Origin of the sequence: Actinotalea sp. JY-7885, assembly GCF_014525465.1 — a bacterium.
Taxonomy (GTDB): Bacteria; Actinomycetota; Actinomycetes; order Actinomycetales; family Cellulomonadaceae; genus Actinotalea.
The window spans coordinates 1-9,591 of sequence record NZ_JACEXH010000132.1 but is presented as its reverse complement, the minus strand read 5'-3'; the positions used below and the strand labels follow the sequence as shown (position 1 = coordinate 9,591).

Annotated in this window: 9 protein-coding genes and 1 pseudogene; 4 read left to right on the top strand and 6 right to left on the bottom strand. The window is 73.2% G+C overall.

Features of this window, described 5'->3' with window-relative positions; translation table 11 throughout:
• The 4 genes and pseudogenes from IDM29_RS12095 to IDM29_RS12080 form a co-directional block, all read right to left on the bottom strand.
• Window positions 1–394 (bottom strand): annotated as a pseudogene (locus tag IDM29_RS12095) (putative protein N(5)-glutamine methyltransferase); the annotation flags it as partial.
• Between the two features lie 84 nt (window positions 395–478).
• Window positions 479–1,261, bottom strand: coding sequence for an SRPBCC family protein (locus IDM29_RS12090; RefSeq protein WP_182113385.1), 783 nt, complete (start codon window positions 1,259–1,261; stop codon window positions 479–481).
• Window positions 1,262–1,359: 98 nt separating this feature from the next.
• Window positions 1,360–1,926, bottom strand: coding sequence for a hypothetical protein (locus tag IDM29_RS12085; protein WP_182113386.1), 567 nt, complete (start codon window positions 1,924–1,926; stop codon window positions 1,360–1,362).
• A 29-nt stretch (window positions 1,927–1,955) separates the two neighbouring features.
• Window positions 1,956–3,104, bottom strand: coding sequence for a zinc-dependent alcohol dehydrogenase (locus tag IDM29_RS12080; protein WP_182113387.1), 1,149 nt, complete (start codon window positions 3,102–3,104; stop codon window positions 1,956–1,958).
• A 199-nt stretch (window positions 3,105–3,303) separates the two neighbouring features.
• Between IDM29_RS12080 and IDM29_RS12075 the strand changes: the two genes are divergently transcribed.
• Window positions 3,304–4,020 (top strand): head GIN domain-containing protein, encoded by a 717-nt coding sequence (locus IDM29_RS12075; RefSeq protein ID WP_182113388.1) that lies wholly within the window; start codon window positions 3,304–3,306, stop codon window positions 4,018–4,020.
• A gap of 11 nt (window positions 4,021–4,031) precedes the next feature.
• Here IDM29_RS12075 and IDM29_RS12070 read toward each other — a convergent pair whose 3' ends face one another.
• The gene (locus tag IDM29_RS12070; RefSeq protein ID WP_182113389.1) at window positions 4,032–4,643 is read right to left on the bottom strand and encodes a TetR/AcrR family transcriptional regulator; all 612 of its coding nucleotides are present in this window, start codon (window positions 4,641–4,643) and stop codon (window positions 4,032–4,034) included.
• Between the two features lie 106 nt (window positions 4,644–4,749).
• On the opposite strand from IDM29_RS12070, the gene IDM29_RS12065 reads away from it, so the two are divergent.
• Both IDM29_RS12065 and IDM29_RS12060 read left to right on the top strand, forming a co-directional pair.
• Window positions 4,750–6,426 (top strand): MDR family MFS transporter, encoded by a 1,677-nt coding sequence (locus IDM29_RS12065; RefSeq protein ID WP_182113390.1) that lies wholly within the window; start codon window positions 4,750–4,752, stop codon window positions 6,424–6,426.
• Between the two features lie 9 nt (window positions 6,427–6,435).
• Window positions 6,436–7,110, top strand: coding sequence for a ThuA domain-containing protein (locus tag IDM29_RS12060; protein ID WP_182113391.1), 675 nt, complete (start codon window positions 6,436–6,438; stop codon window positions 7,108–7,110).
• Here IDM29_RS12060 and IDM29_RS12055 read toward each other — a convergent pair.
• On the bottom strand, window positions 7,107–8,807 hold the full coding sequence (locus IDM29_RS12055; protein WP_223148262.1) for a pyruvate dehydrogenase: 1,701 nt from the start codon (window positions 8,805–8,807) through the stop codon (window positions 7,107–7,109). The two genes, IDM29_RS12060 and IDM29_RS12055, sit on opposite strands and share 4 nt — an antisense overlap.
• A 149-nt stretch (window positions 8,808–8,956) precedes the next feature.
• Here IDM29_RS12055 and IDM29_RS12050 point away from each other — a divergent pair.
• A partial coding sequence (locus tag IDM29_RS12050) for an NYN domain-containing protein (RefSeq protein ID WP_309232728.1) occupies window positions 8,957–9,591 on the top strand: 635 nt, incomplete at its 3' end.

Here is a 9,591-nt window from a genome sequence, read left to right as displayed (position 1 = left end):
GGTCGACGTCGGCGGCGTGGAGCTCGACCTCGGCGGACGCCGCCACCGCGGCACCGAGCGCCCCGGCCCCGCAGCACAGGTCGACCACGACGGGCCGGCGGGCGCCGTCCCGGGCCTCGCCCTCGCCCAGCAGGCGCAGCGCCTCGCGCACGACCAGCTCGCTGCGCCGCCGCGGGACGAAGACGCCCGGCTCGACCGCGATCCGGAGCCCCGCGAACGCCACCCACCCGAGCACCTGCTCCAGCGGCTCGCCGGCGACGCGTCGCGCGACGAGGTCGGCGAGCGCCCCGCCGTCGGTGGCGGCGTCCGCGAGGAGGGCTGCCTCCTCCTCCGCGAAGACGCAGCCCGCCGCGCGCAGCGTCGCCGCGAGCGCGTCCAGGTCCGGGCCGGTCATCCCCCGAGCATCGCACCGCGCTCGGCCCCGGCACGACCGAGGGGAGCGGCCGGGTGGCCGCTCCCCTCGGGACGTCGCGACGTGTCAGAGGCGGGTGTCGCCCTGGGCCGGGTGCTCGTCGGTCAGGCTCACCAGCGGGTCGGTCGCCAGCGGGTCGGTGGCCGCCGGGGCCGCCGGGGCCGCGGTGGTCACGGGCTCGACCGGTACGACGACGTCGACCTCCACGGCCTCGACCTCGACCTCGACCTCCGCATCGCGCTCGCTGCGCGGGGTCGCGCTCGCGACGGCGGCCGCCGCGGCACCGGCCGCGAGGCCGATGCCCGCCGCCACGGCCTTGCCGGAGAGGCCGGCCTTGCCGGAGTCGCCCTCGGACGGCACGGCCGCCTCGACGCCCGGCGACCCGATCGTCGCGCCCTCGTTCACCGAGCCGCGCCACGCGCCGGTCGCGTAGCCCTCCGCCTCGATGAACGTCTTGAAGCGCTCGAGGTCGTGCTCGGCGCGGTTCTCCACCACGTGCAGCTTGTCGCCGACCTTCTCGACCAGACCCGTGGGCTCGTACTCGAGCGACAGGTGGATCTGCGTCTGCCCGCCACCGACGTCCTCGAAGGTCACCGCGCCGGCGTTGGTCACGCCCTCGGTCGCGGCCCACGCGATCTTGCGGTCCGGCACCTGCTCGAGGATGCGAGCGTCCCACTGGCGCTTGACGCCGGCGATCTCGACCACCCAGTGCAGCGTGTCGTCGGAGGTCTGGGTGACCTTCTTGACGCCGCTCATGAAGTGCGGGAAGTCCTCGAACTGCGTCCACTGGTTGTACGCGACGCTCAGCGGCACGTTGACCAGGACAGTCTTCTCGACCTTCGTCGTCATGGCATCTCCCTCGTCGGCGGGGGAGGCGTGGGTCGCACGCCACCTCGGGTGTCGTCCCAGCATGCGCGAGGTGCCGGCGGACCGCGCGGCGACCGACGTCAGCCGATGCGCCGCTGCAGCGCCTTCACGCCCATCAACGCCAGGCCGGCCGCGATGATCCACGGCCCGGCGACGATCACCGGGTCGAGGGCGTGGTGCACCGTGTCGACGCGCGTGCGATCCGTGAACCGGTCCTTCCCGTGCGCGAGCTCGGCCTTCATCCCCGTCTCGGTGATCGGGTTGTCCGGGCGTAGCCGGACCAGCGAGGTGAGGTGGCTCTCGACGGCGTCGACCCGGTCGGCCGCGATGAGCAGCAGCCAGTGGGCGGCGCGGGCCTCGCTGTACTGCGCGTACGCCCTGCGCCGGATCACGCCCGAGAGCCCCTTGAGCGGCTGGACCGTCCCGAAGACGGGCGTCACGAACGCGTGCTCGATCGAGCGCTCGCGTCCCTCGGCGCCAGGCTGGCGCTCGGGGAACTCCCAGTGGGCCCCGGTCTCGATGCCCGGCACCTCCCGGGGGACCGAGGGCCGGTCGCGGGGGTCGAGGTCCGCGCCCCAGCCCGGGATGCGGGCGCGCAGCTGCTCGGGCGTCTCGGGCAGCGGCGGCTTGGCGGCGGTGTAGGCCATGGTGCGCTCCTTCGGGTCGGCCGGTGGGGTCAGGCGGCGGTGGGGACGATGAGCGGCTTGATGCAGCCGTCGAGCTTGGCGGAGAACAGGTGGTAGGCCTCGCCGATCTCCTCGAGCGGGAACCGGTGGGTGACGATGTCGCTCGGGGTCAGGTAGCCGTTGCGCACGTGCTCGAACAGCCGCGGCCACTGGCGCTTCACGGGGCACTGGTTCATGCGCAGCGTGAGGCCCTTGTTGACGGCGTCGCCGAACTTCACGGCGCTGAAGATGGGTCCGTAGGCGCCCATGACCGAGACGGTCCCGCCCTTGCGGACGGAGTCGATCGCCCAGTTGAGGGCGACGGGGGAGCCGCCCTGGAGCTTGAGCTTCGCGCCGGTGACGTGCTGGATCAGGTTCCCGTCGGCCTCGGCCCCCACCGCGTCGATGCAGACGTCGGCGCCGAGGTGGTCGGTGGCCCGCTTCATCTCGACGACGATGTCGTCGTACTCCGCGAAGTTGTACGTCTCGGCGTGCGCGAACGTGCGGGCCTTCTCCAGGCGGTAGTCGAGGTGGTCGACGACGATGACGCGCCCGGCGCCCATGAGCCACGCGGACTTCGCCGCGTAGAGCCCGACGGGACCGGCGCCGAACACCGTGACGACGTCGCCCTCGTGGATGTCGCCCAGCTGGGCGCCGAAGTACCCCGTGGCGAGGGCGTCCGTCATGAGCACGGCGTCCTCGTCGGCCATCCAGTCGGGGATCACGGCCGGCCCGACGTCGGCGAAGGGCACGCGGACGTACTCGGCCTGCCCGCCGTCGTAGCCGCCCGTGGTGTGCGAGTAGCCGTAGATGCCGCCGACGGCCGTCGCGTTCGGGTTGACGTTGTGGCAGTTGGAGAACAGGCCGCGCGCGCAGAAGAAGCACGAGCCGCAGTAGATGTTGAACGGCACCATGACGCGGTCGCCGACCCTGAGGTTCTGCACGGACGGGCCGACCTGGTCGACGACCCCGACGAACTCGTGGCCGAAGGTGTGGCCCACCCGGGTGTCCGGCATGAGGCCGTGGTACAGGTGCAGGTCCGAGCCGCAGATCGCCGCCAGCGTCACGCGGACGATGGCGTCGTTCGGGTGCTCGATCCGGGGGATGTCCTTCTCCTCGACCCGCAGCTTGTACGGACCGCGGTACACCATCGCGCGCATGGGGCTCCCTCCGTCGGCGTGTGCCGTCCAGGTTCACACGGGGTCCGCGCACCCGCCCGGCGAGCCGGCTCAGGGTCATCTCAGGGGTCAGTGGGGGGAGAACCCGATGCCGCGGGTGGTGCCGCGCTGCCAGGCTCGACCTGCCCGGGACGGGCGACCGGGCCCCGACGGCGGGCCGGGCCGACAGACAGAGGACGACATGACAGCGTGCAGGACCTTCAGCATCACGACCGGCGTCATCACGGCAGGCCTGCTCCTGGGGGCGTGCGGGATCGGCTTCGGCGGCGACCGGACGACCGAGGACAGGGACGTCGACGGGCTCGCGGAGGTGACGGCCGTCTCGCTCGAGACCTCGGGCGACCTCGTGATCGAGCTCGGCGAGGAGACGTCCCTCACCGTGACCGCCGGGGACCGGGTCATGGACCGGCTCACGAGCGAGGTCCGCGACGGCGTCCTGGTCCTGGGCTCGAACGACGGCGTGAACGTGACGGGTGACATCGACTACCAGCTCGTGCTGAGCGCGCTCGACGCGATCCGCGTGCTCGGGTCCGGCGACGTCGAGGCGGGCGCCGCCACGGCCGAGAGCCTGACCGTCGAGGTGCGGGGTTCCGGGGACGTCACCGTCCACGACGTCGACGTGGAGGCGCTGGAGGTCGAGATCGAGGGTTCGGGGAACGTCGAGCTGAGCGGCGTCGCGCTGCGCCAGGTCACCACCATCCGCGGCTCCGGCGGCTTCGACGGGTCCTCGCTCGAGAGCGAGGACGCCGTGGTGGTGCTGGAGGGGTCGGGAGACGCCGAGGTCGACGTCTCCGACGCGCTCAGCGCGACGATCCGGGGCAGCGGCGACCTGACGTACACCGGCGGCGCCCAGGTCAGCGCCGACGTCGAGGGCTCGGGCGAGGTCCGCGAGGGGTAGGTCCGGGCGGCTCAGCCCCGGGGCGCCGGGAGGCCCGCCGCGAGCGTGTCGAGGACCTCCTCGACGACGTCGGGGAAGGGCCTGCCCATGGTGCGCGAGTGCCACAGGGCGGTGCGCACCGCGCTCGAGGTGACGGCGACGAGGAGCGCGGGGTAGAGGTCGTTCTCGCTGGCGCCGAGCCTGGCCCTGACCGCCGCGGTGAGCGTGCGGTCGAGGTCGGCCGAGGCCCCGGCCAGCGCCGCGCGCAGGTGCGGGTGCGCCTCCAGCACCCGCAGCCGCAGCGACCAGAAGCGCTCGTCGATCGACACCGTGAGGGCGTAGTCGCAGAGCACCGCCCGCAGCGACTCGAGCGGCTCCTCGTCGGCCGGGCGTGCCAGGAGCTGGGCCGCGAGCTGCTCGCCGAGCTCCGGGTCGTTGCCGACGAGGGCGTCCTCCTTGCCCGCGAAGTAGTTGAAGAAGGTGCGGGGGGAGACGTCGACCGCCGCGGCGATGTCGTCCGTCGTGACGTGGTCGAGGCCACGCTCCGCGACGAGCGTGAGGGCTGCCAGCCGCAGCGCCCGGCGCGTGCTGCGCTTCTTGCGCTCGCGCAGGGTGGGCTCGGGCGGCGCCACGGCGGTCTCCATGCCCACCAGGGTACTCGTGGTGCATCTTCTGCAAAAGTGCATCAGTTGCGAAGTTGCAGCAACCGCAAAAACGCGCGTACCGTGGCGGCTCACCCCGAGGAGATCCATGCCCGACACGCGCGCCGACGCGATGCCCCACCGCACGACAGCACCACTGACGACGAAGCTCGACCCGGCCACGCGGAAGGTCTTCATCGGCCTCATGCTGGGCATGCTCGTCGCGTCGATCAGCCAGACCATCGTCTCGCCGGCGATGCCCATCATCGTCGCCGAGCTCGGCGGCATGGAGCACTACAGCTGGCTGGCCACGGCCGCCATGCTCGTCTCCGCCGTCGTCGTCCCGATCGTCGGCAAGCTCTCCGACCTGTACGGTCGCCGCGGCTTCTACCTCGGCGGCCTGGCGGTCTTCATGGTCGGATCGCTGCTCTCCGGGCTCGCCCAGGACTTCTGGTGGCTCGTCGGTGCCCGCGCGGTCCAGGGCCTCGGCATGGGCGCCCTGATGACGCTGTCGCAGACCGTGATCGGCGACATCATCCCGCCGCGCCAGCGCGGCAAGTACCAGGGCTACATGGGTGCCGTCTTCGGGCTCACCTCGATCGCCGGGCCGCTCGTGGGTGGCTCGATCACCGACGCGTGGGGCTGGCGGTGGCTGTTCTTCGCGACGCTGCCGATCGGCGTCGTCGCGCTCGCCTTCATCGTGCGCTTCCTCCACCCGCCGCACGTCCAGCGCCGGGCCAAGATCGACTATGCGGGCTTCGTGACCCTCTCGGCCGCGCTCGTGGCGATCCTGCTCGCCACGTCCTGGGGCGGCACCACCTACCCGTGGGACTCCGCCCAGGTCGTCGGCCTCTTCGCCCTCGGCGCGGTGCTCCTCGCGGCGTTCATCGCCGTCGAGCGCACGGCCGAGGAGCCGGTCATCCCGCTGCGCCTGTTCCGCAACTCCATCTTCACGTGGTCGAACGTGGCCTCGTTCTTCGTCGCGACCGGCATGTTCGGGGCGATCTTCTACATCCCCGTGTACGCCCAGGGCGTGCTCGGCGTCAGTGCCACCGACTCGGGCCTGATCATCATCCCGATGAGCGCCGCCATGATCGTCGTGGGCATGGTCGTCGGCCTCCTCACCACGCGGTGGGGCCGCTACAAGCCCTTCATCGTGGGGGGCACCGCCGTCATGCTCGTCGGCTTCTGGCTGCTCACCCGGGTCCACTACGGCTCGTCCGGCCTGCAGCTGGCCCTCGCGATGGTCGTCATCGGCGCCGGCCTGGGAGCCGCGCAGCAGACCTACACGCTGGTCGTGCAGAACGCCGTCGACCGGCGTGACCTCGGGGTCGCGACGGCCTCCACCCAGTTCTTCCGCAGCACCGGCGGCACCGTGGGGATCGCGGTCCTGGGCACGATCATGGGTTCGCGCCTGGCGACGTCCATCCCGGCGCACCTGCCCGAGGGCGCGGCCGCGGCCCTGCCGGTCGAGGGCATCGACGCGGGCGCGGTCCTCGACCCGACCGTCCTGGCCCAGCTGCCGGACGTGATCGCCGTCGCGGTACGTCAGGGGCTCGCCGACGCGCTGCACGACGTGTTCCTGCTGTCCATCCCGCTGGTCGCCATCGCGCTGGTGGCCTCGCTCCTGGTCAAGCAGATCCCGCTGCGCCAGACGCTGCACCGGGAGGCCCCCGAGGTCGCCGCCGCGGCGACGACCGAGGCGGGCGGCACCGAGGTCACGACGCCGCACGCGCAGGGCATGGTGGTGCCGGAGCCCGAGAAGGCGGACTCCCGCAGGGCCTAGGGTCGGGGCGTGGCAGCGCAGGTGCTCGTCCTGACCGGACGCGGACGGTACGAGGACCCGTGGCACGACCACGCCGCGACGTCGGCCCTGGTGGTCGACGCTCTGCGTGAGCAGGGCGTCGACGCCCGCCTGCGGAGCACCTTCCCGGACGCGCTCGACGACGTCGACGCGCTCCGGGCGGTGGTCGTCAACGCGGGGCGGGGGCGCTCGGACCCGGACTTCGACGGCGACGACGCCGCCTGGCGCGGTTTCCACGACCGCCTGCACGCCCTCGTGGCGGCCGGGACCGGCGTGCTGGGCCTGCACCAGGCGGCGAGCACGTTCGCCGACGACCCGCGATGGGCCGCGCTGCTGGGTGGCAGCTGGACCGCCCGGTCGTGGCACCCGCCGCTCGCCGAGGCGAGGTTCGCCGTCCGGGACGCCGACCATCGGGTGACCCGCGGCCTGGCCGAGGTCGTCGCGGTCGACGAGCAGTACTGCGATCTCGAGGTGCGTGGTGCGCGGGTGCTCCTGACGACGCGGCACGACGGCGTCGACCACCCCGTGGTGTGGGCCGCTCCCGGACCGCACCGCGTCCTGTACGACGCGCTGGGCCACGACGTGCGCTCGTACGCGAGCGCGTCACGCCGGGCGCTCCTGGCGCGCGAGCTCGACTGGGTGATGGGCGCGCGGGCGCCGCGCTAGGGACGCGGGACGTTGCGCAGGTTGGCGCGCGCGAGGTCGATCATCGTGCCGACCCCGCCGCCGAGGATCGTCTTGCTCGCGGACAGCGCGAACCCCTTGACCTGCTCGGCCGTGATCGCCGGCGGGATCGAGAGCGCGTTGGCGTCGGTGACGAACTCCATCAGCACGGCACCGGGCCGCGCGAGGCCGTCGGCGAGGGCGTCGCGCACCTGCGCCGGGTCCTCGACGCGGAGCGCCTCGATGCCCATGCCGCGCGCGATCGCCGCGAAGTCCACGGGCTCGTGGTCGGTCTCGAACTCGACCATCCCGTCGACCATCATCTCGAGCTTGACCATGCCGAGCGACGCGTTGTTGAACAGGACGATCTTGACCGGGAGCCGGTGCAGGCGCACGGTGAGCAGCTCGCCGAGGAGCATCGCGAGGCCGCCGTCGCCCGACATGCTCACGACCTGCCGCGAGCGGTCGGCGAGCTGGGCGCCGATCGCGTGGGGCAGGGCGTTGGCCATGCTGCCGTGCCGGAAGGAGCCGATGACGCGGCGCCGCCCGTTCGGCGTGAGGTACCGGGCCGCCCAGACGTTGCACATGCCGGTGTCCACCGTGAAGACGGCGTCGTCCGCCGCGAGGTCGTCGAGCTGCGCCGCGACGTACTCCGGGTGGATCGGGCGCATCGTGGGCACCTCGCGGGCGTAGGCGCCGACGACCTTCTCGAGCGCGCTCGCGTGCGCGCGCAGCATCTCGTCGAGGAACCGGCGGTCGCTCTTCGGCTCCAGGAGCGGCAGAAGCGCCCGGATGGTCGCGCCGACGTCGCCGACGACGGCGACGTCGAGCGGGGTGCGGCGGCCCAGGCGCGCCGGGTCGGCGTCGACCTGGGCCGTGCGCCGCTGGGGCAGGAAGTTCGCGTACGGGAAGTCGGTGCCCAGGAGCACCAGGAGGTCCGCCTCGTGCGTCGCCTTGTGCGCGGCGCCGTACCCGAGGAGCCCGCTCATGCCGACGTCGAAGGCGTTGTCGTACTGGATCCACTCCTTGCCGCCCAGCGCGTGCGCGACCGGGGCGTGGACGGCGCCGGCGAGCTGCATCACCTCGGCGTGCGCGTCGCGGGTGCCCGCGCCGCAGAACAGCGTGACGGTGCCCGCGGCGTTGATGGCGTCGGCGAGGGCCCGGACCTGCTCGGGCGGCGGCGCGACGGGGGACGGGCCGGGGGCGAGGACGCTCGGCGGCACCGGGTCCGTGGCGGGCATGCCGGCGACGTCGCCCGGCAGGACCATCACCGACACGCCGCGGCGGCCCAGCGCGGTCTGGATCGCGATGCGCGCGGCGCGCGGCATCTGCTCGGCCGTGACGATCTCGCACCACTCGCTGCAGTCCTGGAACGTGCGGTCGGGGTGCGTCTCCTGGAAGAAGCCCGTCCCGATCTCGGCGGACTGGATGTGCGACGCGATCGCCAGCACCGGGGCGCCGCTGCGCTGCGCGTCGTACAGGCCCTGGACGAGGTGGGTGTTGCCGGGCCCGCAGCTGCCCGCGCACACCGCGAGCCGGCCCGTGATCTGGGCCTCGGCGGCGGCCGCGAACGCGCCCGCCTCCTCGTTGCGCACGTGGACCCACTCGATCCCGTCGGTCCGGCGGATGGCGTCGACGACGGGGTTGAGGCTGTCGCCGACCACGCCGTAGACGCGCTCGACGCCCGCGGCACGCAGCATCTGGACGAGCTGGAGGGCGATGGTCGGCTGCGCCACGGGTTGCTCCTCGGTGGGTGCGGCGCGCGTGACGGGTGGCCGGCGCGCCGTCGGGCCACCGTAACCAGGGGGTCGCGGTGCCGCGATCGGGCCGGGCACGAGAGGATGCACCGGTGAGCACCGACATCGCGTACCCCGAGAACGGTCGACGACTGCGCTGCGCGCTGTTCGTCGACTTCGACAACGTCTACATCGGACTGCGGCGCCTGGACCCCGCGGCCGCCGAGGCCTTCGCGAGCCAGCCGGGTCACTGGCTGTCCGCGCTCGAGACCGGCAGCGACGCCGACGGCGACTTCACGCGGCGCTTCCTGGTCCGGGCCTGCTACCTCAATCCGTCCGTGTTCTCGCAGTTCCGGCCGAACTTCACGCGCGCCGGCTTCCAGGTGGTCGACTGCCCGTCGCTGACCCAGCAGGGCAAGAGCAGCGCCGACATCAGCCTCGTGCTCGACGCCGTCGACGCGCTCGCGGCGTCCACGCACTACGACGAGTTCGTCCTGATGTCGGCGGACGCCGACTTCACGCCGCTCGCCCTGCGGTGGCGTGCGGCGGACCGCAAGGTCACCATCATCACCGCCTCGCCCGCCGCCGCGGCGTACCGCGCGGTCGCCGACACCGTCGTCACCGCGGACGGGCTCGCGGAGATCGTGCGCTTCCCGGAGCCGTCCCTCGCGGACGAGGTCGCACTCGTGGGTGTCGGCGACCTCGCGCTCGCGGCCGAGCCGGCGCGCGCCGGCGCGTCCCGCGGCCG

Coding starts and splice junctions, on each gene's coding strand:
- IDM29_RS12070 (WP_182113389.1), bottom strand. CDS start 4,643: ATGGAGACCGCCGTGGCGCCGCCCGAGCCCACCCTGCGCGAGCGCAAG.
- IDM29_RS12080 (WP_182113387.1), bottom strand. CDS start 3,104: ATGCGCGCGATGGTGTACCGCGGTCCGTACAAGCTGCGGGTCGAGGAG.
- IDM29_RS12085 (WP_182113386.1), bottom strand. CDS start 1,926: ATGGCCTACACCGCCGCCAAGCCGCCGCTGCCCGAGACGCCCGAGCAG.
- IDM29_RS12055 (WP_223148262.1), bottom strand. CDS start 8,807: ATGCTGCGTGCCGCGGGCGTCGAGCGCGTCTACGGCGTGGTCGGCGAC.
- IDM29_RS12075 (WP_182113388.1), top strand. CDS start 3,304: ATGACAGCGTGCAGGACCTTCAGCATCACGACCGGCGTCATCACGGCA.
- IDM29_RS12065 (WP_182113390.1), top strand. CDS start 4,750: ATGCCCGACACGCGCGCCGACGCGATGCCCCACCGCACGACAGCACCA.
- IDM29_RS12090 (WP_182113385.1), bottom strand. CDS start 1,261: ATGACGACGAAGGTCGAGAAGACTGTCCTGGTCAACGTGCCGCTGAGC.